A 24,142-nucleotide genomic window follows, 5' to 3' on the forward strand; every position below is an offset into this window, starting at 1 on the left:
AAAGATTAAGTTTGAGCCTATTACAAGCCATATAACAGTTTTTTTGCTAATATAAGGATAAATAGATTTACCCTTTAGATAACAAGACACGCTGAGAGTTTGAATGTAGAGAAAAGAGGAATAAGTATGTCGAAAAATTTAAAAATTGACCTTAACACAGATGAATTAATCGGAAGTCGTGAAGCAAGCCTAATGTGGGGCAAGCAAAAGGATTACGTGCGAACAATCTATAACAAGTATCCAGAACGCTTCCCAACAGGCACAATCCGAAAATTTGGTAAACAATTAATCGTTACCCGTGAAGGCATGGAAAGTGTAACGGGGATTAAGTACGAAGACTTGGATAAGAAAAACATTGAAAAGGCAAAGCTTCCTAGATAATTTTTTGAAATACTAGGTTACACCGGCTTGAAAAATTTTCAAATTCGAGCATTATTCTGAACAAGGTTTCAGAAATTATGAACCGTCCATATTTGTTAGACAAAATCTAATAATTACTGGGACGGTTTTTTTAGTTGTTTAGGGGTAGAATGAAGAGATGCCTTTTAGGAGAGGCGCTACTAATCTGGCAGGACAACTTTACAGAATTTAAAATTCATGTAATACTAAATTATTAGGTCTCCGTGGCTCAACTGGATAGAGCAATCGCCTCCTAAGCGATAGGTTGCGAGTTCGATTCTCGCCGGGGACATTGTTATATGGCTTGAAGCATTGCGGACAAAAGGATTTCGAAAGAAAGTGCCAACCAAATGCCTTTCAAGAAGCATCCAACGATTTAAAAGTTGGGTGCTTTTTTTGTTTGCGGATCAATTGTACTAGAATCGCGGGAGAAATGGTGAATAATTCGCATAATGACATTATCATTAGATGATAAGAAATATATTAACGATTTATTAGGTGAGAAAGCGAACTTTTTAAACTTGTTTTGTTGATAAAGTTAGTGTATATTATTGCTTGGTGGCGATTGGCCATTAATTTAATCAATTCGAGGGGACCAGAATGAAAGTATTTGATTATGAAGACATTCAACTAATTCCAGCTAAGTGTGTTGTTCGCAGCCGTAGTGAATGTGATCCAACAGTTGAATTGGGAAAACATACGTTTAAGCTACCGGTAGTGCCGGCTAATATGCAGACCATTATCAACGAAGAAATTGCGGAAAAGTTAGCGGCAGATGGCTATTTTTACATCATGCACCGTTTTGAACCAGAAACTCGGTTAGCTTTTGTCAAAAAAATGAAGGCTAAAGGATTGATTTCTTCTATTAGTGTGGGTGTTAAAGACGGCGAATACGACTTTATTGACGAATTAGCTGCTAAGAATTTAGTCCCTGACTACATTACGATTGACGTGGCCCACGGGCATGCGCAAACCGTAATTGACATGATTCATTACATTAAAGAAAAATTACCAGAAAGTTTTGTAATTGCTGGAAACGTCGGGACTCCTGAAGGGGTTCGTGAACTAGAAAGTGCCGGCGCGGACGCAACTAAAATTGGAATTGGACCAGGAAAGGTCTGCATTACTAAGTTGAAGACTGGTTTTGGAACCGGCGGCTGGCAACTATCAGCTTTACGTTGGTGTGCCAAAGTTGCTCGTAAGCCACTGATTGCCGATGGCGGAATCCGGAACCACGGGGACATTGCAAAATCAATTCGCTTTGGGGCAACCATGGTGATGATTGGTTCGTTATTTGCAGGACATATCGAATCACCAGGGGAAACCAAGGTGGAAGATGGTGTCACCTATAAGGAATACTTCGGTAGTGCTTCTCAATACCAAAAGGGAGAGGCGAAAAACGTCGAAGGGAAGAAGATTTGGATTCATCAACGCGGACATTTAGCGGATACGTTGAAGGCAATGCAAGAAGATTTGCAGTCGGCGATTTCATATGCGGGAGGACGCGATTTGGAATCGATTAGAAAGGTCGACTACGTAATTGTGAAGAATTCGATTTTTAATGGGGATATATTATAAGAGTGCTTCCTGCCCCGGGTAGCTTCTGAGGATTAAAAAAATAGGGCATTAATCGCGTTTTTGGCGATTGATGCCCTATTTTAGTTAACCGGAAGAAGTTGGGGCAGGAAGCACGTTTCGGCTATGCAGCAGAGAAGTACGAAGTTAAGGCGTTGATTGCGGTTTAGGCAATCGGCGCCTTAATTTGGTTAACCGGAAAAAGCTAGGTTCCAGAGCACGTTTCGGCTATGCAGCGACTCAAAAGCCCACCAAACAGAACAAAAAAAGGGGCCAGAATTTCAGCAATGAAATCCTGGTCCCATTTTTAAAAGAAACTAATCAGAAATTATTTTTTGTCGTCAGGGGCAACTTCAATCTTGTCGTCCTTGATGCGAGCAATTAATTGTTTTTCACTTGGGTGATCGAGGTAGAAGTCCGCGATCCGATCTTCAATTTGCTCTTGGATGACCCGCCGCAATGGCCGAGCCCCCATCTTAGGATCGTATCCAAGTTCGACAAGGCGTTCTTCCACTGGTTTGGTAACGTTCACGTGCAAGCCTTGGGTTGCTAGCATCTTGTTAACGTCGGCAATCATCAAGTCCACGATTTGCATTAGGTTATCCTTAGTCAACGCGTGGAATTCAACGATGTCGTCAAACCGGTTAAGGAATTCAGGCTTGAAGTAGTTGCCAAGTTTGTCGAGTACGGAATGGGTCTTACCTTGCATTGCCGCACCGAAACCAACGTCGGCTTCAACGTCGCCTGATCCAGCATTAGAAGTCATGATGATGATGGTATCCTTGAAGCTGACCGTCCGACCTTGTGAATCAGTCAAACGACCGTCGTCAAGAATTTGTAAGAACATGTGCATCACGTCTGGATGAGCTTTTTCTACTTCATCAAGCAAAATCAAGCTGTAAGGATGCCGCCGAACTTGTTCGGTTAATTGGCCAGCTTCTTCGTAGCCCACGTACCCTGGAGGCGAACCGATCAATTTAGATATTGAATGTGGCTCCATATATTCACTCATGTCAAAACGAATCATGGCATCTTTGGAACCAAAGAGTTGATCAGCTAATTGTTTAGCCAATTCAGTCTTACCAACCCCGGTAGGACCAACGAAGAGGAACGAACCGATTGGCCGTCCAGTTCCGTTAAGTCCGATCCGGTTTCGCCGAATTGCTCGGGAAATCTTAACAACTGCTTCGTCTTGACCAATAACGTGCGCTTTTAAGTTGCTAGCAAGGTTTTGCAACTGTTCTTGCTCTTGCTTTTGCAAGTCGCCGACCGGAATGTCCGTCTTTGATTCGATGATTTTTTCCATATCCTCTGCGGTAATGGTTGGTTCATCTTCCTTATTAGTTGCGCCATCCTTGTTCTTTTCTAACTTAGAAACTTGGTCACGGTAGTAGGCTGCTTTTTCGTAGTCTTCCGATTCCAGAGCCTTCTTCTTTTCAGCTTCGGCTTCGTCAATCTTCTTTTGAATGGTTTCCGGATCCGCTACGTTGATGGTTAAGTTCTTCTTTGAACCGGCTTCATCAAGAAGGTCGATTGCCTTATCTGGCAAGTACCGGTCTTGAATATACCGCTTGGACAACTTAACTGCCGCCACGATCGCGTCGTCAGTGTAGTGAACGTGGTGGTAATCTTCGTACTTCTTTTGGATACCTTTCAAAATCTTGATTGCTTCTTCTTCACTAGGTTCGTCGACTTGAACGGGTTGCAACCGGCGAGCAAGCGCCGCATCCTTTTCAATGTCCCGGAACTCTTTCAAAGTGGTGGCCCCGACTAGTTGGAAGTCACCCCGTGCAAGGGCAGGCTTTAAAACGTTTCCGGCGTCCATGCCGCCTTCCGCATTTCCGGCACCCACAATTTCGTGAATTTCGTCAATGAAGACGATTAAGTCCGGATTATTTTGAACTTCCTTCATTAATTCCTGCATCCGTTGTTCGAATTGACCACGAATTCCGGTACCTTGAACTAATGAAACGACGTCCAAACGAATAATTTGTTTATTCAATAATTTTTGTGGTACTGAGCCTTCCACAATCCGTTGTGCCAGACCTTCAACTACCGCAGTTTTACCAACTCCAGCTTCACCGATTAAAACCGGGTTGTTTTTGGTCCGTCGATTCAAAATTTCAATAACGCGTTCAATTTCTTTATCACGACCGATCACGGGGTCGATCTTTCCTTGTTTTGCTAAATCTGTTAAGTTTAAACCGTATTGGCCTAGAAGAGAGCTTCCGTTACCGCCGTTGGGGTTATTTCCACCGCCGCGGCCTGCTTGAGTAGGGGGAACTTGTTGTCCGTACATATCTTCCGGACGACTTACGTTGCCACCTTGCATTGCACGGAAAATGTCGTCTAAGTTACCAAATCCAAATGGATCTTGTGCCATACGCGCACCTCCATTTCCATTATTGTTATTAAGTTGTTGGTTCTTCAAAAGTTGATAGCAATTTTGACAAAGGTTAACCTCTGTCCTTCGACCATTCACGTTAGTATATAAATGAATGGTTGCTTCGTTCTTATGACAATTTTGACAAAGCATGTGCTGTCTCCCTTCTATAATGAAGTTATGAAAGAAACTAATCAGCCATTACGTCAAAAAATGTTTGACCAATATTGACCATAACTAAATTATACACGCTCTTTTAAATTGTGCAAGGAGTTTGATTCAAAATCGGAAAAAGGTATTGTGGAGGCGCCAGTATTGTAAAAATTAGTATAAAGGTATAGAATAAATAAGCTAAATGAGGTGTTAAAATGCGTGATTATTTGAAGCTTTTAAATGATTTAAAAGATGGGGTACTCGATGAGCTAACGATCACAGCCGAAGAGTTCCAAGAATTCCAACCGGTTTTTATGGATTTTCCGGAACGCAAGCAGTTAATCGGTGAAGCCCAACGTGGCGGAACAATTACTTACCGTTACGAGAATAACAAAAAACAATAAGGCAGTTGATTTTTGTTTTATGTAAGGGCTTGCTTTAAGGCTCGTAAATTGATATTATCTTGTCAAAGGCTTGTAAATGGATGACGCGACAAGCAACTTCATTTATAGCAAAATTTAGTGTTACTAAGGAGAGAAATATATTATGGAAAAACGCGACTTTCATGTAATTGCAGAAACAGGTATTCATGCTCGTCCAGCAACATTGTTGGTACAAGCAGCAAGCAAGTTCAACTCAGACATTCAATTAACATACAAGGACAAGTCTGTTAACTTGAAGTCAATCATGGGTGTAATGTCACTTGGTGTTGGCCAAGGCGCAGACGTTACAATCTCTGCTGACGGTGACGACGAAGCTGACGCAATCGCTGCACTTGAAGACACAATGAAGAAAGAAGGACTTTCCGAATAATGACTGGGACATTAAAGGGTATAGCAGCTAGTGATGGAATTGCCATCGCTAAAGCTTACTTAATGGTGGATCCCGATCTTTCTTTCGAAAAGAAGACTATTACGGATGTCGATGCTGAAATTAATCGTCTCCATGATGCTTTAGAACAGTCTAAAAAGGAACTAACCCTTATTAAAGCTAAAGCTGCTGAAAATCTTGGAGCTGAAGAAGCAGAAGTTTTTGAAGCTCATCTAACGATTCTTTCAGATCCAGAGTTGATTGGTAACATTGAAGATAAGATCAAAAATGATACCATCAACGCTGAAGAAGCTACAAAAGAAGTGACTGACAACTTCATCGCGATGTTTGAAGCAATGACCGACAATGCTTACATGCAAGAACGGGCTGCAGATATTCGTGACGTTACTAAACGGTTGATGAGTCACTTACTTGGTGTTGAATTGCCAAATCCAGCTTTGATCGACTCCGAAGTCATCATTGTTGCTCATGATTTAACACCTAGTGACACGGCCCAATTGGATCGTCGTTACGTTAAAGGTTTCATCACTGATATTGGTGGACGGACTTCACATTCGGCCATTATGTCGCGGACCTTGGAAATTCCTGCGGTAGTGGGTTCTGAAAAGGCTACTACTAGCGTTAAGCAAGGCGATATGATGATTGTCGATGGTTTAACTGGGGATGCGCTAATCAATCCTTCTGATGATGAAATCAAAGAATATGAACAAAAGAGTGCAGATTTCAAAGCTCAAAAAGCTGAATGGGAAAAGTTAAAGAATGAACGGACCGTTTCTAAAGACGGTGTACACTTTGACTTAGCTGCTAACATTGGTACTCCAGATGACTTACAAGGTGTTCTGGATAACGGCGGTGAAGCAGTTGGTTTATTCCGTTCTGAATTCTTGTACATGAATGCTTCTGAATTACCTTCTGAAGATCAACAATTTGAAGCTTACAAAAAAGTTGTTGAAGGAATGAACGGTAAGCAAGTTGTAGTTCGGACTATGGATATTGGTGGAGATAAGGACCTTCCTTACTTACCATTACCTGAAGAAATGAATCCGTTCTTAGGCTACCGGGCAATCCGGATTAGTTTAGACCGCACGGATTTGTTCCGGACCCAATTACGGGCGCTTCTTCGTGCTTCAGCATACGGTAAGCTAGCAATTATGTTCCCAATGATTGCTACGGTAGCTGAATTCAAGAAGGCTCGGGCAATTTACGACGACGAGCGTAAAAAGATGATCGATGCAGGTACTAAGGTTGGTGAAATCCAAGTCGGTATGATGATGGAAATCCCAGCAGCTGCAATGATCGCTGATAAGCTCGCTAAGTATGTTGATTTCTTCAGTATCGGTACAAATGATTTGATTCAATACTCATTTGCTGCAGACCGTGGTAACGAAAAGGTTTCATATCTTTATCAACCATACAACCCATCACTGCTTCGTTTGATTAAGCAAACGATCGATGCTTCCCATGCGGAAGGCAAGTGGACCGGGATGTGTGGTGAAATGGCTGGCGATCAAATCGCTGTACCAATTCTAATGGGTCTTGGTTTGGATGAATTCTCAATGAGTGCTACTTCAATTTTGAAGACTCGCTCATTGATGAAGAAGCTAAACACGGACGATATGAAGAAGTTAGCTGAAAAGGCTATCACAGAAGCGGAAACTAACGAAGATGTAATTAAGTTAGTTGAAGAAACTGTTAATAACAAGTAAGCTGAATAAGTTAACTGGGAACCGTTGACCATTGGGTCGCGGTTCCTTTTTGTTTTATATAAGGAGCGACGTATGGAATTTATACTAAAAACTGGAGAAACCATCTATTACGAAGACCAGGGAGAAGGAATCCCCATCCTGTTTTTAACGGGCTTTGGTGGGAATACGGAAATTTGGTCGGGCCAAGTTAACTTCTTCTTGCAACATGGTTACCGGGTGATCCGGTTGGACTACCTTAACCATGGCCGTTCGGACCGGGTTGACTATGATTTAAAGATTGATGATTTGGCGGACGAAGTACTTCAATTAGTGGATGCCTTAGAGATTAAAGAACCGATTGGAATTGGCAATTCAATGGGGGCCGCTGTTTTATGGAATATTTTATCGATTCGGGGCTGGGATTTTGTTAGCAAGGCTATTTTCGTTGATCAACCGCCTAAAATGATAAACGATGATCAATGGCATTACGGCTTTAAAAATTTAAACGAAGCTAACTTTGAACAACTGATGAGTGAACCTATTTTACGGCCAGCTTACCGTCGAATTGAGGGGTACGTTTACAAGAATTCTAAGGCCATTGATTCTAAATATCCTTTTTCACAGCCTAAAAACCGTTCTTTAGTGAAGGGACACGCGAGAAAGGATTGGCGTCCGGTTTTGCGAGCAGCCACAAAACCAGTATTGTTTATCTTAGGGGAAAAGAGTCCGTTCTTTAATCCCCAGATGGGGGATGCACTTAAACAGCTCAATCCCCGCATTCAAGTGGAGGTAATGCCAAACGTTGGTCACATTCCGATGGCAGAAGAGCCCGCCCAATTCAACCAACTAGTTTTACGTTTTTTATAAGGTAGAGGCAGCTGTTTGCATATCGCATTTTAAACCAATATAATTAGAGAAAGTAGTTTAATTAGGACAAAGAGGGAGATTCGCTGTGAATATTGGACTGTTTACTGACACCTATTTTCCACAAGTTAGTGGGGTAGCAACGTCAATTAAAACGCTGCGTGATCAGTTAGAAAAACAGGGACATCAAGTTTATATTTTCACGACGACGGATCCGAAAGTTGATACAAACGTCTACGAACGGAACGTATTTCGTTTTACTAGCATTCCGTTTGTGTCATTTACCGACCGTCGAATTGCAATCAGTGGGTTTATTCGTGCTACTCAGATTGCTAAGGAACTTAACCTTGATATTGTCCACACCCAGACGGAGTTTTCCTTAGGTTGGATGGGAAAGTTTGTTGCTAAAGCTTTAAAAATTCCGGTAATCCATACGTACCACACGATGTATGAGGATTATTTACACTATGTAGCCAACGGGAAATTACTCAAGCCGTACCACGTTAAGCAGATGACGCGGGCGTTTTGTTATCACATTGACGGGATTGTTGCTCCAAGTGAACGGGTGCAGCGAACAATTCAACGTTACGGGATTCAAGTTCCCACGCGCATCATTCCAACGGGGGTTAACTTGGAACAGTACCAAAAAGATAGCAATCCCCAACAATGCCGTGAAGCATTAGGATATGATGCAAAGACACCAGTTTTGCTATCCTTAAGTCGCTTGGCGTACGAAAAGAATATCCAAGAAGTGATTGATTGCTTCCCCGCAATCTTAAAGGAAGTTCCGGATGCCCAGTTATTGATAGTGGGGGATGGTCCTGCGCGGACTAGCCTGGAAAACCAGGTTCATGATTTGGGTTTGGAAAAGCACGTTAAATTTACGGGCGAAATTAATAATGATCAAGTTTACCGTTATTATCAAGCGGCCGACCTATTTGTTTCGGCTTCTGATTCGGAATCGCAGGGATTAACGTATATTGAAGCGATGGCTTCGCATTTAAAAGTGGTGGCCAAATCAGGGCCGTATACGGACGAGTTGCTAGATGATCCTTCGTTAGGGAAGGTTTTTGATACCGAAGCGCAGCTCGTGCAAGCAATTAAGCGGTATATTGAACATCCGGATGAATTTAATGATCCACGTCCTCGGGAAAAGAAGCTCTATGAAATTTCCGCGGATTATTTTGGAAAGCGGATTGTAGATTACTATAATAGTGCAATCAGCGCTCATGCCGATTTGGAACATGGCTCAAAGAAAGAGTCTGAACTGGAATAATTTTGTTTAACGTTAGGGGTTAGTTAGGTTATGCCAATTAAGGTGAACATGTTTTCGTCCGCCAGTAAGGTTAAGGGACAAGGAGTTGGTAGTGCGTATGAAGAATTGATTCGTTTGCTGAAGACGCATTTTCCTAAAGAAATTGATTTAACAATTAATCGTTATACGCAAGCGGATATCAGTCATTATCATACAATTGATCCCCAATTTTTTGTGTCCACTTTTACTAAAAAGCGGGGCGTAAAGGTGGGGTACGTTCATTTTCTCCCAGAAACTATCGAGGGGAGTCTTAAGATTCCACAACCCTTTCGTTGGTTATTCTATAAGTACATTATCGCGTTCTATAAACGAATGGATCAGATTGTAGTAGTGAACCCAACTTTTATTGATCAATTAGTTAAGTACGGAATTAAACGGGAAATTATTACTTACATACCTAATTTTGTTCGGAAGGACGAGTTTTACCAGTATGATGCCGAACAACGCCGCCAAGTTAGGGAACAACTGGGTGTGCAAGACCGGTTTACCATTTTAGGAATTGGTCAGGTGCAAGAGCGAAAAGGCGTAAAGGATTTTATCAAGCTTGCTCAACAACACCCAGAGATGTACTTTATCTGGGCAGGCGGATTTTCGTTTGGTAGGTTAACGGATGGGTATGCTGATTTAAAAAAGGTGGTTGATAATCCTCCAGCAAACTTAAAATTTACTGGAATTGTGGACCGGAATAAGTTAGTGGAATACTATAATGCCGCAGACTTATTTTTATTGCCTTCTTATAATGAACTGTTTCCGATGTCGGTTCTCGAGGCCTTCAGTTGCGGAACCCCGGTGATGTTACGTGATTTAGACTTGTACCATTCAATTATTAAGGGCTATTACATTGCGGCGGACAATTACGCTGAAATGGATCAAAAATTGAGTGCGTTAGTCAAGAATCCGGCACAACTGAGGGATTATCAGCAACGTGCAGACCAAGCTTCGGCAGAATATTCAGAAGATCATTTAGCAGAGATTTGGCTAAATTATTATTCATCTTTACTTAAATAGGGGGGAATCATTATTACAAGGAAAAACAAGATTGTCCTTGTCGTGATGATTTTGGCCGGATTGGTAATTTTTGGCTATTCGTTGCGTGGGGTTAATTTGCACCAAGTCTCGCATGATATTTTGAATCTAAACGTGGGCTGGCTTTTAGTGGCCCTATTATGTATTATCTTGTATCTAGGCTTCGAAGCCGTTGCAACTAAAGTATTGGTGGAAAGTAACGGCGATCGACTGTCTTGGAAAGATGCAATTCGAATTCCATTGATTGAGCAGCTCTTTAATGGACTGACTCCTTTTTCTTCCGGGGGACAGCCAGCTCAGTTAGTGGCTTTAATGCAGAGTGGTATTGAAGGCGGCCGAGCTAGTTCAGTACTATTAATGAAGTTCGTGGTTTTTCAGTCAATGGTTGTATTGAACTTTATTTTTAGTCTGTTGATTGGCTTCCAGTATTTGGAAGATAAGATTAAATTTCTTTCTTGGTTTGTGCTATTTGGTTTTTTGATTCACTTAGCAGTAATTATCGGGTTATTGATGATTATGTACTGGCATAACTTTACCAAGAAAATGTTTGACCTTATCTTTATTCCGATTAAACGATTCACTAAACCAGAGCGTTATTTAAGGTGGAAGACGTCGATTGATGCAAAGGTGGACACTTTCTACTTAGAAAGCGTACGGATGAAGTCGCAGTGGCGGTTATTAGCCAAGGTAGCGTTATTAACCTTTTTACAACTACTGTTTTATTATCTAATTCCATATTTCATCCTATTAGCATTAGGAAAGACTCACGTGCATCTAATTATGGTGACGTGCTTGCATGTACTGATCTTCATGGTGATTTCGCTATTCCCCATTCCTGGAGGCGCAGGAGGGGCGGAGTATGGCTTTAGTGTTATCTTTGCCCAGTTCGTAGGTAATAGTAGTAAGTTGGTTTTAGCCATGATAATTTGGCGTTTGCTCACTTACTATTTTGGAATGTTTGCGGGAATGTTTGCAATGGTAATAAAACCAAACCGGATTAATCGGATAGTACCTAAAAAAACGAGCGAATAAGCTCGTTTTTTTATTTTTTTTAAAAAAAGCCTTGACCTGATTTAGTAATCTTGATACTATATTTAAGTGCTCTTCGATAAGGGCGCATCAAGGCGTTGAGCGATTTAAAAAATCTCAACTCAAAAAAAGTTGTTGACAGATTTTGATGCTTAATGTTAAGATATATGAGCTGGTGTTTTTCGCCAGTTAGTGAGATTTCAAATAAAACAATTTAAAAAAAGTTGTTGACAATTGATTCTCATGATGATATATTTAAATAGTTGTCAAAAACGTTATAAACGTTGATACGACAACGCTGGTAGACCTTTGAAAACTGAACAAAATTTTGACAAACGATCGTGTGAGGACTCGCAAATCAAATTGATTTAGTGAGAACAAACATGCGAAGTCAATTCGCAAAAACAAACAATTAATGAGCTTGAAAAAGACTCATCATTTTAATATGAGAGTTTGATCTTGGCTCAGGATGAACGCTGGCGGCGTGCCTAATACATGCAAGTCGAACGAACTTCCGTTAATTGATCAGGACGTGCTTGCACTGAATGAGATTTTAACACGAAGTGAGTGGCGGACGGGTGAGTAACACGTGGGTAACCTGCCCAGAAGCAGGGGATAACACCTGGAAACAGATGCTAATACCGTATAACAGAGAAAACCGCCTGGTTTTCTTTTAAAAGATGGCTCTGCTATCACTTCTGGATGGACCCGCGGCGCATTAGCTAGTTGGTGAGGTAACGGCTCACCAAGGCGATGATGCGTAGCCGACCTGAGAGGGTAATCGGCCACATTGGGACTGAGACACGGCCCAGACTCCTACGGGAGGCAGCAGTAGGGAATCTTCCACAATGGACGCAAGTCTGATGGAGCAACGCCGCGTGAGTGAAGAAGGGTTTCGGCTCGTAAAGCTCTGTTGTTAAAGAAGAACGTGGGTGAGAGTAACTGTTCACCCAGTGACGGTATTTAACCAGAAAGCCACGGCTAACTACGTGCCAGCAGCCGCGGTAATACGTAGGTGGCAAGCGTTATCCGGATTTATTGGGCGTAAAGCGAGCGCAGGCGGTCTTTTAAGTCTAATGTGAAAGCCTTCGGCTCAACCGAAGAAGTGCATTGGAAACTGGGAGACTTGAGTGCAGAAGAGGACAGTGGAACTCCATGTGTAGCGGTGAAATGCGTAGATATATGGAAGAACACCAGTGGCGAAGGCGGCTGTCTGGTCTGTAACTGACGCTGAGGCTCGAAAGCATGGGTAGCGAACAGGATTAGATACCCTGGTAGTCCATGCCGTAAACGATGATTACTAAGTGTTGGAGGGTTTCCGCCCTTCAGTGCTGCAGCTAACGCATTAAGTAATCCGCCTGGGGAGTACGACCGCAAGGTTGAAACTCAAAAGAATTGACGGGGGCCCGCACAAGCGGTGGAGCATGTGGTTTAATTCGAAGCTACGCGAAGAACCTTACCAGGTCTTGACATCTTCTGCCAACCTAAGAGATTAGGCGTTCCCTTCGGGGACAGAATGACAGGTGGTGCATGGTTGTCGTCAGCTCGTGTCGTGAGATGTTGGGTTAAGTCCCGCAACGAGCGCAACCCTTATTACTAGTTGCCAGCATTCAGTTGGGCACTCTAGTGAGACTGCCGGTGACAAACCGGAGGAAGGTGGGGACGACGTCAAATCATCATGCCCCTTATGACCTGGGCTACACACGTGCTACAATGGATGGTACAACGAGTCGCGAAACCGCGAGGTTTAGCTAATCTCTTAAAACCATTCTCAGTTCGGACTGTAGGCTGCAACTCGCCTACACGAAGTCGGAATCGCTAGTAATCGCGGATCAGCATGCCGCGGTGAATACGTTCCCGGGCCTTGTACACACCGCCCGTCACACCATGAGAGTTTGTAACACCCAAAGCCGGTGGGGTAACCTTTTAGGAGCTAGCCGTCTAAGGTGGGACAGATGATTAGGGTGAAGTCGTAACAAGGTAGCCGTAGGAGAACCTGCGGCTGGATCACCTCCTTTCTAAGGAATAATACGGAACCGCACACGAGTCAAAGTTTTGTTTAGTTTTGAGAGGTCTACTCTCAAAACACATGCGTATCGGGCCTATAGCTCAGCTGGTTAGAGCGCACGCCTGATAAGCGTGAGGTCGATGGTTCGAGTCCATTTAGGCCCATACATGGGGAATTAGCTCAGCTGGGAGAGCGCCTGCCTTGCACGCAGGAGGTCAGCGGTTCGATCCCGCTATTCTCCATTGAACAACGTTAGTTGTTCTGCTTTTGTTCTTTGAAAACTGAATAATATCTATAATTTTCTAATTTTAATTAATTATAATTAAACCGAGAGAAAACCGCGTAATTTTAAAGAGTTAAACAAGATTAGTTCAAAATAATCGCAATACTCAATTAATCGCTTTACCGTAGGTAAAGTTAGGTTAAGTTAGGAAGGGCGCATGGTGGATGCCTTGGTACTAGGAGCCGATGAAGGACGGGACTAACACCGATATGCCTCGGGGAGCTGTAAGTAAGCTTTGATCCGGGGATTTCCGAATGGGGCAACCCAATAGTTTTAATCGACTATTATCCGCATCTGAATTCATAGGATGTGTGAAGGTAAACGTGGGGAACTGAAACATCTCAGTACCCACAGGAACAGAAAGAAAATTCGATTCCCTGAGTAGCGGCGAGCGAAACGGGAACAGCCCAAACCAAGAAGCTTGCTTCTTGGGGTTGTAGGACTGAACATTTGAGTTACCAAAGAGCTTGATAGCTGAAGGGCCTGGGAAGGCCAGCCAGAGAGGGTGACAGCCCCGTAAGTTAAATCAAACTCCCTCAGTTCAGGATCCTGAGTACGGCGGAGCACGTGAAATTCCGTCGGAATCCGGGAGGACCATCTCCCAAGGCTAAATACTACCTAGTGACCGATAGTGAACCAGTACCGTGAGGGAAAGGTGAAAAGCACCCCGGAAGGGGAGTGAAATAGTTCTTGAAACCATGTGCCTACAAGAAGTCAGAGCCCGTTAATGGGTGATGGCGTGCCTTTTGTAGAATGAACCGGCGAGTTACGTTCGTATGCCAGGTTAAGTTGAAGAGACGGAGCCGAAGCGAAAGCGAGTCTGAAGAGGGCGAATTAGTATGCGGATGTAGACCCGAAACCAAGTGACCTACCCATGTCCAGGTTGAAGGTGCGGTAAAACGCACTGGAGGACCGAACTCGTGTACGTTGAAAAGTGCTGAGATGAGGTGTGGGTAGCGGTGAAATTCCAAACGAACTTGGAGATAGCTGGTTCTCTCCGAAATAGCTTTAGGGCTAGCCTCGGAATTAGGATCGTGGAGGTAGAGCCACTGTTTGGACTAGGGGCCCGTCATGGGTTACCGAATTCAGATAAACTCCGAATGCCATCGATTTATGTCCGGGAGTCAGACGGTGAGTGATAAGATCCATCGTCGAAAGGGGAACAGCCCAGACCACCAGTTAAGGTCCCTAAATATATGTTAAGTGGAAAAGGATGTGGAGTTGCATAGACAACTAGGATGTTGGCTCAGAAGCAGCCACCATTTAAAGAGTGCGTAATAGCTCACTAGTCGAGTGATCCTGCGCCGAAAATGTACCGGGGCTTAAACATATTACCGAGACTGTGGATGCCACCATTAGGTGGCGTGATAGGAGAGCGTTCTAAGGGCGACGAAGGCAGACCGTGAGGACTGTTGGAGCGCTTAGAAGTGAGAATGCCGGTATGAGTAGCGAAAGATAGGTGAGAATCCTATCCACCGTATGACTAAGGTTTCCTGGGGAAGGCTCGTCCTCCCAGGGTTAGTCGGGACCTAAGCCGAGGCCGAGAGGCGTAGGCGATGGATAACAGGTTGAGATTCCTGTACTAGTTAAACTTGTTTGAACAATGGAGGGACGCAGGAGGCTAAGGAATGCACCCGATTGGAAGTGGGTGTCCAAGCCGTAAGTCTGAAGTCGAGTCAAATGCTTGATTTCTTAAGGACAAGCGGTGATGGGGAGTGAAATTTAAGTAACGAAGTTCCTGACGTCACGCTGCCGAGAAAAGCTTCTAGTTAGAGTTTAACTACCCGTACCGCAAACCGACACAGGTAGTCGAGGAGAGTATCCTAAGGTGAGCGAGAGAACTCTCGTTAAGGAACTCGGCAAAATGACCCCGTAACTTCGGGAGAAGGGGTGCTGATCGCAAGATCAGCCGCAGTGAAAAGGCCCAGGCGACTGTTTATCAAAAACACAGGTTTCTGCAAAATCGTAAGATGACGTATAGGGGCTGACGCCTGCCCGGTGCTGGAAGGTTAAGGGGATGAGTTAGCGTAAGCGAAGCTTTGAACTGAAGCCCCAGTAAACGGCGGCCGTAACTATAACGGTCCTAAGGTAGCGAAATTCCTTGTCGGGTAAGTTCCGACCCGCACGAAAGGCGTAACGATCTGGGCACTGTCTCAACGAGAGACTCGGTGAAATTATAATACCCGTGAAGATGCGGGTTACCCGCGACAGGACGGAAAGACCCCATGGAGCTTTACTGTAACTTGATATTGAGTGTTTGTACAGCTTGTACAGGATAGGTAGGAGCCGTAGAATCCGGAACGCTAGTTTCGGAGGAGGCGCAAGTGGGATACTACCCTCGTTGTATGAACCCTCTAACCCGCGCCACTAATCGTGGCGGGAGACAGTGTCTGGTGGGCAGTTTGACTGGGGCGGTCGCCTCCTAAAAGGTAACGGAGGCGCCCAAAGGTTCCCTCAGAATGGTTGGAAATCATTCGCAGAGTGTAAAGGCAGAAGGGAGCTTGACTGCGAGACAGACAGGTCGAGCAGGGACGAAAGTCGGGCTTAGTGATCCGGTGGTTCCGTATGGAGGGGCCATCGCTCAACGGATAAAAGCTACCCTGGGGATAACAGGCTTATCTCCCCCAAGAGTTCACATCGACGGGGAGGTTTGGCACCTCGATGTCGGCTCATCGCATCCTGGGGCTGTAGTCGGTCCCAAGGGTTGGGCTGTTCGCCCATTAAAGCGGTACGCGAGCTGGGTTCAGAACGTCGTGAGACAGTTCGGTCCCTATCCGTCGCGGGCGTAGGAAATTTGAGAGGAGCTGTCCTTAGTACGAGAGGACCGGGATGGACACACCGCTGGTGTACCAGTTGTTCCGCCAGGAGCATCGCTGGGTAGCTATGTGTGGATGAGATAAACGCTGAAAGCATCTAAGTGTGAAACTCGCCTCAAGATGAGATTTCCCATTGCCTTCGGGCAAGTAAGACCCCTGAGAGATGATCAGGTAGATAGGCTAGAAGTGGAAGTGTAGCGATACATGGAGCGGACTAGTACTAATCGGTCGAGGACTTAACCAAGTAAAACGTGGCAAGTAACTCGAAAGAAATGTAGATATTATTCAGTTTTGAGAGGACAAAAGTTTTCTCAAGTGATAACGTAAGTTAGCACAGAGTGTGGTGACGATAGTGAGAAGGATATACCTGTTCCCATGTCGAACACAGAAGTCAAGCTTCTTAACGCCAAGAGTAGTTGGGGGATCGCCCCCTGCGAGGGTAGGACGTTGCCGTGCTAATTATGGAGGATTAGCTCAGTTGGGAGAGCATCTGCCTTACAAGCAGGAGGTCACAGGTTCGAGCCCTGTATCCTCCATTATCTTGAGCCGTTAGCTCAGTTGGTAGAGCATCTGACTTTTAATCAGAGGGTCGACAGTTCGAGCCTGTCACGGCTCATAGCACTAAAAGTGCTGTGACATATAATTGAATATATGGCATTATATAAAGGTAATGCCGACTTAGCTCAGTTGGCAGAGCATCTGTCTTGTAAACAGAGGGTCGGAGGTTCGAATCCTCTAGTCGGCATATCGATCATGCGGAAGTAGTTCAGTGGTAGAACATCACCTTGCCATGGTGGGGGTCGCGGGTTCGAATCCCGTCTTCCGCTTCGTAGTAAGTATTTACTACTTTTATAAAATGCCGGGGTGGCGGAATTGGCAGACGCACAGGACTTAAAATCCTGCGGTCAGTGATGACCGTACCGGTTCGATCCCGGTCCTCGGCATTTGTATTGCACCCATAGCGCAACTGGATAGAGTGTCTGACTACGAATCAGAAGGTTGTAGGTTCGACTCCTACTGGGTGCATTGTTTTAAACGGGAAGTAGCTCAGCTTGGTAGAGCACCTGGTTTGGGACCAGGGGGTCGCAGGTTCGAATCCTGTCTTCCCGATTAAATGTTGATAAACATTTATTAATTAAATAGATCGCGGTGTAGCTCAGCTGGCTAGAGCGTCCGGTTCATACCCGGGAGGTCGGGGGTTCGATCCCCTCCGCCGCGATAGGGTTAATATACGAACTTGGACCTTTAGCTCAGTTGGTTAGAGCAAACGGCTCATAACCGTTCGGTCGTAGGTTCGAGTCCTACAAGGTCCATCTAGCATTTTTGTTAGTAAGGGCAGTGAAACGTATATTTGTATTATGGAGGATTACCCAAGTCTGGCTGAAGGGAACGGTCTTGAAAACCGTCAGGTGGGTCAAACCACGCGAGAGTTCGAATCTCTCATCCTCCTTTTTAATTATCGCGGGATGGAGCAGTCTGGTAGCTCGTCGGGCTCATAACCCGAAGGTCGTAGGTTCAAATCCTGCTCCCGCAATTATGGTCCTATGGTCTAGTTGGTTAGGACGCCTGCCTGTCACGCAGGAGATCACGAGTTCGAGTCTCGTTAGGACCGTAATGGCTCGGTAGCTCAGTCGGTAGAGCAATGGATTGAAGCTCCATGTGTCGGCAGTTCGATTCTGTCCCGCGCCATTGAAAATTTGATAATTATTTTGCGGGTGTAGTTTAGTGGTAAAACCACAGCCTTCCAAGCTGTTGTCGCGAGTTCGATTCTCGTCACCCGCTTTAAGTATGGGCCTATAGCTCAGCTGGTTAGAGCGCACGCCTGATAAGCGTGAGGTCGATGGTTCGAGTCCATTTAGGCCCATTTGGAGAAGTACTCAAGTGGCTGAAGAGGCGCCCCTGCTAAGGGTGTAGGTCGCGCAAGCGGCGCGAGGGTTCGAATCCCTCCTTCTCCGTTAGTTCTTATTATAAGTATGACCCGTTGGTCAAGTGGTTAAGACACTGCCCTTTCACGGCAGTAACATGGGTTCGAATCCCGTACGGGTCATTTTTTGTCATATTTATATTAATATTATCGCGGGATGGAGCAGTCTGGTAGCTCGTCGGGCTCATAACCCGAAGGTCGTAGGTTCAAATCCTGCTCCCGCAATTAATTGGTCCTATGGTCTAGTTGGTTAGGACGCCTGCCTGTCACGCAGGAGATCACGAGTTCGAGTCTCGTTAGGACCGTCTTTGAAAGAGACTTAAGCAAATGCCATTCGTTTATTAAACGGATGGTTTTTTTGTGTTGTAGAAAAGTTCGGCTCTTCGTCAACTGTTGTTGGTAAACTAAATTTTGAAAGTTCTAATCACTTGGTGATTAGGGCTTTTTTAGTATGTATGCGGAAAACGTAAAGTACTCTAATCCTAAACTTAAAAAAACTTCGGTAGCCAAAGCCAGCTCTTTTAATAGCTTTGATTTTATTATTTAATCCTTCTAAAGGTCCATTTGAGTGTTGTGTAATGAAGGTATTATGGATTTCATCATGATGAGTTTGAAGCATTTTAAGCGTACTAAGCATTTCTTCAGAACAACCTTCGGTGTTCCAAAAGGCGGCATTGTAATTGTTCCAATCTTTGTGTTTAAGTGCAGCTTGAAGTTTATTTAAGACGTTGTAAGTTTGATTGAGAGCGGGATCAAGATTTAACAGCCGATCTACAATATCTTTGGCGGTGACCCAGTAAGGGAAATAAGTCCATTTATGAAATTGTTCAAAATCTAACTGTTCATGAGGCACTAGCAATAATTTCCAATAGCGTTTAAGTGCTTTAAATTCACGGGAAGATGGGGCAAATTTTTTCATTATGCGAACTCTAGTCTTATTAAACGCCCGATTAAGGGCGTTGACGATATGGAACTTATCTACGACGACAATCGCATTTGGAAAGATAGTTCTAGTCAACTTTGGGTATGTATAGTTCATATCTGTGACAATGATTCTGACATTTTCCCTGGCCGCTAGATCATAACGTTTAAAGTGTTTTTCTAGTCGTTGGATAGTCCGAAAAGGAAGAATATCAATTAATTTATGAGTTTTGGCGTCCATGAATTCAAAGCTCATGGCATCAGTAGCGGTTTTAGTACTTTTGATTTCATCCATCAAGATTACTTCTGGAAGCCAGTGAAAATTTGGCTTAAAATCGCGTTCAGCTCGTAATAGTTGACGTCCAACAAAGGAGTCGGATGTCGAAAGTTCATTAGCAATATGTTTTAAAGACACTGGTTCAGCAAGTTTTTCTAGGCAAGCTTTACGGGTTGGATTAGAAATTGTGCAGTGCTTGGGAACTAGACTGGTTTGTGCTAGAAAATTAGTTTGGCATTCTTTACAGCGAAAGTATCTGCGCTTTAACTTCAAGACGGTATCATTTCCAAGAGCTTTAGCAAAGCGAACGGTGGTCAACCGCCACCCATACCTAATAATCTGTCCATTATTCATAATGCCACATTTGGGACAAGCCATCGGCTTGTAATCTAAAGTGCCTTCCAAGCGAATAACTCCATCACATTTTCGAGCACCATTTTTAATTTTTATATGATTATCATCTATACCTAACAAAAGCTTAGTAGTATCATTACACATAAGGACATTCACTTCTTTCTGAAAATCTTCGTCGTGGTTGATTTTTTCTGAACGGACAGTGAGTGTCCGTTTTTTTATATACCTAAGCATACAAAAAATCTGTCATCAGCAATAGATAATTCTATTACCAACAACAGATATTGTAGAACCAAAAGTTCCAAGTGAGATATGGAAGAACCAGGTAAGCTGTCTAAATTGGCAAAACTAGGATTAATAATCGAAAACACGGCGATTAATCCCAGTTGCTTTACTATATCTATCGATTGCACGTTGCAATACTTTATATAGGTGCACGTTGCAATACTTTATATAGGAAGGTGAGCCTTTCACATAAGCAAGATATTTTAAACAATAAAAAACCATTAGCAACCAGAATACTGATTACTAATGGCTAATTAATTAATGACCGGCTGTAAATAAAAAGGTGACACAGATTAAAATGATTAAAACTAGCAAAATAAAATTGCGGGGAAGCTTAACTCGGGGAAGATACCAACCCAATATTCCAATCATTGGGTAAAGTACCGCGCTCCATTGTTTAAATAGTACCAAGCTGAAAATGGCGATGACCACCAGAAGTCCAATTTCTAGATAGATAAACTGCTCGGGATGCGCCACGAAAACGGAGAATAGAATCATCAAAAAAACTAAGCACAATAATAAGCAAGTCTTCAAAAACATGCTGCTAACAAATGCGTTACGAATATAGAAAAAGGCAATCGGACTTAAAACGCTAATGCTAAACGCAAAACTAATTAGTCCTACGCCGTTTTTGCCTTGAAAAGGTAAAAAAACGGAGATAAACGGCACCAAAGTTAGCAATCCTAGAAGAGAAACGTAACGTTCCTTACTGACTAACAAAATGATAAAGAACACAACTGGAATTACGGCCAGTGGAGCAATTAGTCGCAAATTGGTTTTATTCGTTAATTGGTCAAAAGTAATGAAATTAGCCATAAAGCTTGCTAAGAAAAAGATGATTTGGACCGTTAAATTATGTTTGAAAGGCTCCGAACTAAAGTGACCGCTAAAATACCAAATGGTGCTGGTTAGGATAACCGCCAAAATCGCTGGTAAATAGCTTTTCCGGTCAACGTGATAATTAATTTTAGGTATTTTTATCTTATTCATGAAAAACTCCTTATCTTCTCTGTGTTCAATCGTATCCAAAACTAGATGAAGCGTCAACCTAACTTTAAAAGAAAGAACGATTATGCTAAACTTAATAAGTTACTAGTGTTCCCGATAGGATTCGATATCCAAAAGATCCTTGTAACCGAAATTAATTTAGGGGGAATTAACATGTCAGAAAGACATTTATTTACTTCAGAATCCGTTTCTGAAGGACATCCAGATAAAATTGCGGATCAAATTAGTGATGCAATTTTAGACGAACTATTGAAAAATGATCCAGATGCTCGGGTTGCTTGTGAAACGACCGTAACCACGGGTTTGGTAGTGGTGGTTGGTGAAATCTCCACGACTGCTTACATTGATATCCAAAAGGTCGTTCGGAAAACGATTAAGGACATTGGCTACGTTGGTGGCGAATATGGCTTTGACGGCGAAAACTGTGCGGTAATCGTTGCCATTGATGAACAATCGCCAGATATTGCCCAAGGGGTGGACGATTCGCTTGAAACACGCGAAGGACACGAAGACCGGCTTAACCGGATTGGTGCTGGTGACCAAGGACTCATGTTTGGTTACGCTACTGACGAAACTAAGGAATTAATGCCGTTGCCAATCATGCTTAGCCATCATTTGATGCAACGGATTGCTAAGTTACGTAAAGAACAGGTCATTAGTTATCTTCGTCCCGATGCCAAGGCCGAAGTTACCGTTGAATACGACGACAATGATCAACCAGTGCGGGTTGACACGGTTGTGTTAAGTACCCAACACGATCCTGACGTAACTTTAGAGCAAATTCGCAAAGACGTTATCGAAAAAGTTATTAAGGAAGTTATTCCAGCTGAACTGCTCGATGAAAAGACTAACTTCTACATTAACCCTACCGGTCGCTTCGTAATTGGTGGTCCCCAAGGAGACGCAGGATTAACCGGTCGTAAAATCATCGTTGATACCTATGGTGGGGCAGCTCACCATGGCGGGGGCGCTTTCTCTGGAAAGGACGCAACCAAGGTAGACCGTTCTGCAAGTTACGCTGCTCGTTACATTGCTAAAAATATTGTGGCAGCTGGCTTAGCTAAGAAGGCGGAAGTTCAAATTGCTTACGCTATCGGGGTTGCTGAACCTGTTTCAGTAATGGTGGACACGTTTGGAACTGGTAAAGTTTCTGAAGAAGCCCTTACTAAGGCAGTACGGCAAATCTTCGACCTTCGTCCAGCCGGCATTATTGAAATGCTTGACTTAAAACGGCCAATTTACAAACAAACGGCTGCTTACGGTCATTTTGGGCGGACCGATGTGGATCTTCCATGGGAAAAGACTGATAAGGTTGCTGAGTTAAAAGCATTTTTCCAAAAATAAATCAATAATTTAAACGGGAAAAAACCCGGTGCATCACGGACTTTAAAATGGCGTTTCTTTAAAGTAATCGTTTAAAAGGATGCACAAAAATTTGTGGAGAGGCTGGGAATTTTTCCCAGCCTTGTTTTATATTATTACTATAAATAAAAATGAACATTTTAAACGTGAGGTTATGATGAAGAAAAAGCAAACAAATGTTGCGTTGGTCACGGTTGCGATTTTTGTTGCCACCTTTATGTCGGCAATTGAAGGAACGATCGTTTCAACCGCGATGCCAACCATTGTGGGGGACTTGCACGGAGTTAATTTGATGAATTGGGTAATTTCAATCTTCTTATTGACGAACGCAATTTTTACCCCCATCTACGGGAAATTATCTGATATTTTTGGACGCAAACGCGTTTTTATAATTGGGATTATCATTTTTTTAATCGGTTCAATGTTAAGTGGGTTAGCTCACTCGATGACTACGTTAATTATTTGGCGTGCTTTACAGGGAATTGGAGCTGGTTCAATCATGCCAGTTTCCAACACGATTATCGCGGATATTTATTCTTTGGAAAAGCGCGCGAAGGTAATGGGACTTAACGGTTCTGCTTGGGGAATTGCCTCAATCATTGCTCCGCTATTAGGGGGCTTTATCGTTGATAACCTTAGTTGGCACTGGATTTTCTTTATTAACGTGCCAATTGGGATTATTACAATTATCCTAATCCAGCTTTACCTGAAAGAAGAAGTTAGCGTTCACCGCAAAAAGATCGACTATTGGGGCAGCGTATGGCTAATGTTGTCACTATTGGGCTTAATGTACGGCTTCCAGTTGTTAGGAGAAAGCACCGCTTCTAAATTAATTTTGGGATTGTCATTTATCATCTTCGTGGTGGCCGGCGCGCTCTTTATTCGGCAGGAACGACGTGCGGAAGATCCGATTATTTTCCTCGACTTGTTCAACGACCGGACGTTTGTTATTCAAAACGTTGCGACCATGCTAGTATCGGGATTGTTGATCGGATTTGAAGTCTATTTACCAACTTGGACGCAGGGAATTTTGGGATTACCCGCTTCGTTAGCTGGATTTGCGGTAACGCCTAGCTCCGTGTTATGGATCTTTGGTTCCTTTTTAGCTGGCAAGATGCTAGTTAAACTAAAGGCTAACCAAATTTTGCGAATCAGCTTAACTATCTTAGCAATCGGAAGCTTCTTATTAGCAGTAATCCCTGCTTCGACACCGTTCGTTGCCTTCTTCTTTATCGCAGCCATTTTAGGAGTAGGGTTTGGGATTACGATTACATCGACTTTGGTAATCTCCCAGCAACTAGTTTCGAAGGATCGAATCGGGGTGGCGACCTCGTTTAATACCTTGGCAAAAACGTTGGGTCAGACCATCATGATGTCCGTATTTGGCATCATTATGAACGGCACGATCAACATGGGCATTGCCCACCATCCTCGGATTAACATGACGATGATGAATCAGGTAATTAATCCACAAACTGCTAAACAGCTACCGGCTGATTTATTACCGACGTTGCGCGACATTTTATACAGCGCGTTACACAATATCTACATTTGCGGTTTCATTTTGATTATTGTTGCAATCGTAATTAATGCGTTTAGTCGGCCGCGTACGCAAAAAAATAAATAACAAAAATGGGAAAGTAC

At 43.5% G+C, this 24,142-nt stretch carries 14 protein-coding genes, 22 tRNA genes, 3 rRNA genes and 1 riboswitch; of the genes, 36 read left to right on the plus strand and 3 right to left on the minus strand.

The features are described 5' to 3' along the window. The first annotated feature begins 126 nt into the window (after positions 1–126). The 3 genes from NL111_RS03215 (at position 127) to NL111_RS03225 (ending at position 1,977) form a co-directional block, all read left to right on the plus strand. Positions 127–381 (plus strand): helix-turn-helix domain-containing protein, encoded by a 255-nt coding sequence (locus NL111_RS03215; protein ID WP_002829785.1) that lies wholly within the window; start codon positions 127–129, stop codon positions 379–381. A 236-nt stretch (positions 382–617) separates the two neighbouring features. Further along, positions 618–691, plus strand: a tRNA-Arg gene (locus NL111_RS03220). A gap of 308 nt (positions 692–999) precedes the next feature. Next, positions 1,000–1,977: a GMP reductase gene (locus tag NL111_RS03225; protein WP_004166854.1), complete on the plus strand. Its 978-nt coding sequence runs from the start codon at positions 1,000–1,002 to the stop codon at positions 1,975–1,977. Positions 1,978–2,302: 325 nt separating this feature from the next. Here the strand turns inward: NL111_RS03225 and NL111_RS03230 are convergent, their stop codons facing one another. Next, on the minus strand, positions 2,303–4,510 hold the full coding sequence (locus NL111_RS03230; RefSeq protein ID WP_285110471.1) for an ATP-dependent Clp protease ATP-binding subunit: 2,208 nt from the start codon (positions 4,508–4,510) through the stop codon (positions 2,303–2,305). Positions 4,511–4,725: 215 nt separating this feature from the next. Here NL111_RS03230 and ykzS point away from each other — a divergent pair, with 215 nt between their 5' ends. From ykzS to NL111_RS03385, 31 genes are all read left to right on the plus strand, one after another. Further along, positions 4,726–4,914: a protein YkzS gene (ykzS, locus tag NL111_RS03235; protein ID WP_002829780.1), complete on the plus strand. Its 189-nt coding sequence runs from the start codon at positions 4,726–4,728 to the stop codon at positions 4,912–4,914. 142 nt (positions 4,915–5,056) lie between these two features. Continuing rightward, positions 5,057–5,323, plus strand: a complete 267-nt coding sequence (locus NL111_RS03240; RefSeq protein WP_002829779.1) for a phosphocarrier protein HPr — start codon at positions 5,057–5,059, stop codon at positions 5,321–5,323. After that, the gene (ptsP, locus tag NL111_RS03245) at positions 5,323–7,047 is read left to right on the plus strand and encodes a phosphoenolpyruvate--protein phosphotransferase (protein ID WP_285110472.1); all 1,725 of its coding nucleotides are present in this window, start codon (positions 5,323–5,325) and stop codon (positions 7,045–7,047) included. The genes NL111_RS03240 and ptsP overlap by 1 nt, the downstream gene beginning before the upstream one ends. A 72-nt stretch (positions 7,048–7,119) precedes the next feature. Continuing rightward, positions 7,120–7,893 (plus strand): alpha/beta fold hydrolase, encoded by a 774-nt coding sequence (locus tag NL111_RS03250; RefSeq protein ID WP_285110473.1) that lies wholly within the window; start codon positions 7,120–7,122, stop codon positions 7,891–7,893. Positions 7,894–7,978: 85 nt separating this feature from the next. Then, positions 7,979–9,166 carry a glycosyltransferase family 4 protein gene (locus NL111_RS03255; RefSeq protein WP_002829774.1) on the plus strand — a complete coding sequence of 396 codons (1,188 nt, stop codon included), beginning with the start codon at positions 7,979–7,981 and terminating at the stop codon, positions 9,164–9,166. 30 nt (positions 9,167–9,196) lie between these two features. Continuing rightward, positions 9,197–10,213, plus strand: coding sequence for a glycosyltransferase family 4 protein (locus NL111_RS03260; protein ID WP_201197906.1), 1,017 nt, complete (start codon positions 9,197–9,199; stop codon positions 10,211–10,213). A gap of 12 nt (positions 10,214–10,225) precedes the next feature. Next, complete coding sequence (locus NL111_RS03265; RefSeq protein ID WP_502929577.1) at positions 10,226–11,263, plus strand: lysylphosphatidylglycerol synthase transmembrane domain-containing protein; 1,038 nt, start codon at positions 10,226–10,228, stop codon at positions 11,261–11,263. 438 nt (positions 11,264–11,701) lie between these two features. After that, a 16S ribosomal RNA gene (locus tag NL111_RS03270) occupies positions 11,702–13,278 on the plus strand. An 80-nt stretch (positions 13,279–13,358) separates the two neighbouring features. Further along, positions 13,359–13,432, plus strand: a tRNA-Ile gene (locus tag NL111_RS03275). Positions 13,433–13,437: 5 nt separating this feature from the next. Further along, positions 13,438–13,510, plus strand: a tRNA-Ala gene (locus tag NL111_RS03280). Positions 13,511–13,688: 178 nt separating this feature from the next. After that, positions 13,689–16,611, plus strand: a 23S ribosomal RNA gene (locus NL111_RS03285). A 95-nt stretch (positions 16,612–16,706) separates the two neighbouring features. After that, positions 16,707–16,823, plus strand: a 5S ribosomal RNA gene (rrf, locus tag NL111_RS03290). Together the 16S, 23S and 5S rRNA genes with 21 tRNA genes alongside form the textbook arrangement of a ribosomal RNA operon. A 7-nt stretch (positions 16,824–16,830) precedes the next feature. Continuing rightward, positions 16,831–16,903: transfer RNA gene (locus NL111_RS03295), tRNA-Val, on the plus strand. Between the two features lie 7 nt (positions 16,904–16,910). Next, positions 16,911–16,983 (plus strand) — tRNA-Lys (locus tag NL111_RS03300). 56 nt (positions 16,984–17,039) lie between these two features. Beyond that, positions 17,040–17,112 (plus strand) — tRNA-Thr (locus NL111_RS03305). A 10-nt stretch (positions 17,113–17,122) separates the two neighbouring features. Beyond that, a tRNA-Gly gene (locus tag NL111_RS03310) sits at positions 17,123–17,194 on the plus strand. 31 nt (positions 17,195–17,225) lie between these two features. Continuing rightward, a tRNA-Leu gene (locus tag NL111_RS03315) sits at positions 17,226–17,311 on the plus strand. Between the two features lie 8 nt (positions 17,312–17,319). Next, a tRNA-Arg gene (locus NL111_RS03320) sits at positions 17,320–17,393 on the plus strand. A 10-nt stretch (positions 17,394–17,403) separates the two neighbouring features. Then, positions 17,404–17,477, plus strand: a tRNA-Pro gene (locus tag NL111_RS03325). 35 nt (positions 17,478–17,512) lie between these two features. Then, a tRNA-Met gene (locus NL111_RS03330) sits at positions 17,513–17,586 on the plus strand. 20 nt (positions 17,587–17,606) lie between these two features. After that, positions 17,607–17,680 (plus strand) — tRNA-Ile (locus tag NL111_RS03335). Positions 17,681–17,727: 47 nt separating this feature from the next. Continuing rightward, positions 17,728–17,817 (plus strand) — tRNA-Ser (locus tag NL111_RS03340). A 10-nt stretch (positions 17,818–17,827) separates the two neighbouring features. Next, positions 17,828–17,901 (plus strand) — tRNA-Met (locus NL111_RS03345). A gap of 4 nt (positions 17,902–17,905) precedes the next feature. After that, positions 17,906–17,979, plus strand: a tRNA-Asp gene (locus tag NL111_RS03350). 4 nt (positions 17,980–17,983) lie between these two features. Beyond that, a tRNA-Phe gene (locus NL111_RS03355) sits at positions 17,984–18,056 on the plus strand. A gap of 22 nt (positions 18,057–18,078) precedes the next feature. Further along, a tRNA-Gly gene (locus NL111_RS03360) sits at positions 18,079–18,149 on the plus strand. Positions 18,150–18,157: 8 nt separating this feature from the next. Then, positions 18,158–18,231: transfer RNA gene (locus NL111_RS03365), tRNA-Ile, on the plus strand. A gap of 3 nt (positions 18,232–18,234) precedes the next feature. Continuing rightward, positions 18,235–18,322: transfer RNA gene (locus tag NL111_RS03370), tRNA-Ser, on the plus strand. A gap of 20 nt (positions 18,323–18,342) precedes the next feature. Next, a tRNA-Glu gene (locus NL111_RS03375) sits at positions 18,343–18,414 on the plus strand. Between the two features lie 28 nt (positions 18,415–18,442). Beyond that, positions 18,443–18,516 (plus strand) — tRNA-Met (locus NL111_RS03380). A gap of 6 nt (positions 18,517–18,522) precedes the next feature. Continuing rightward, a tRNA-Asp gene (locus tag NL111_RS03385) sits at positions 18,523–18,596 on the plus strand. Between the two features lie 119 nt (positions 18,597–18,715). Here NL111_RS03385 and NL111_RS03390 read toward each other — a convergent pair. After that, positions 18,716–19,987, minus strand: a complete 1,272-nt coding sequence (locus NL111_RS03390) for an ISL3 family transposase (protein ID WP_502929576.1) — start codon at positions 19,985–19,987, stop codon at positions 18,716–18,718. 399 nt (positions 19,988–20,386) lie between these two features. Next, positions 20,387–21,118, minus strand: a complete 732-nt coding sequence (locus NL111_RS03395; RefSeq protein ID WP_285110474.1) for a hypothetical protein — start codon at positions 21,116–21,118, stop codon at positions 20,387–20,389. 94 nt (positions 21,119–21,212) lie between these two features. Then, positions 21,213–21,292: riboswitch (SMK box riboswitch) on the plus strand. Between NL111_RS03395 and metK the strand changes: the two genes are divergently transcribed. Further along, positions 21,290–22,480: a methionine adenosyltransferase gene (gene metK / locus NL111_RS03400; RefSeq protein WP_002830669.1), complete on the plus strand. Its 1,191-nt coding sequence runs from the start codon at positions 21,290–21,292 to the stop codon at positions 22,478–22,480. (Overlaps the previous riboswitch by 3 nt.) A 175-nt stretch (positions 22,481–22,655) precedes the next feature. Then, positions 22,656–24,125, plus strand: coding sequence for an MDR family MFS transporter (locus NL111_RS03405; protein WP_002830670.1), 1,470 nt, complete (start codon positions 22,656–22,658; stop codon positions 24,123–24,125). Positions 24,126–24,142 lie beyond the last annotated feature (17 nt).

It is taken from the genome of Pediococcus sp. AC40 (genome assembly GCF_030252485.1).
GTDB classification, from domain to species: domain Bacteria; phylum Bacillota; class Bacilli; order Lactobacillales; family Lactobacillaceae; genus Pediococcus; species Pediococcus acidilactici.

Coding starts and splice junctions, on each gene's coding strand:
- NL111_RS03215 (WP_002829785.1), top strand. CDS start 127: ATGTCGAAAAATTTAAAAATTGACCTTAACACAGATGAATTAATCGGA.
- NL111_RS03225 (WP_004166854.1), top strand. CDS start 1,000: ATGAAAGTATTTGATTATGAAGACATTCAACTAATTCCAGCTAAGTGT.
- NL111_RS03230 (WP_285110471.1), bottom strand. CDS start 4,510: ATGCTTTGTCAAAATTGTCATAAGAACGAAGCAACCATTCATTTATAT.
- ykzS (WP_002829780.1), top strand. CDS start 4,726: ATGCGTGATTATTTGAAGCTTTTAAATGATTTAAAAGATGGGGTACTC.
- NL111_RS03240 (WP_002829779.1), top strand. CDS start 5,057: ATGGAAAAACGCGACTTTCATGTAATTGCAGAAACAGGTATTCATGCT.
- ptsP (WP_285110472.1), top strand. CDS start 5,323: ATGACTGGGACATTAAAGGGTATAGCAGCTAGTGATGGAATTGCCATC.
- NL111_RS03250 (WP_285110473.1), top strand. CDS start 7,120: ATGGAATTTATACTAAAAACTGGAGAAACCATCTATTACGAAGACCAG.
- NL111_RS03260 (WP_201197906.1), top strand. CDS start 9,197: ATGCCAATTAAGGTGAACATGTTTTCGTCCGCCAGTAAGGTTAAGGGA.
- NL111_RS03390 (WP_502929576.1), bottom strand. CDS start 19,987: ATGTGTAATGATACTACTAAGCTTTTGTTAGGTATAGATGATAATCAT.
- NL111_RS03395 (WP_285110474.1), bottom strand. CDS start 21,118: ATGAATAAGATAAAAATACCTAAAATTAATTATCACGTTGACCGGAAA.
- metK (WP_002830669.1), top strand. CDS start 21,290: ATGTCAGAAAGACATTTATTTACTTCAGAATCCGTTTCTGAAGGACAT.
- NL111_RS03405 (WP_002830670.1), top strand. CDS start 22,656: ATGAAGAAAAAGCAAACAAATGTTGCGTTGGTCACGGTTGCGATTTTT.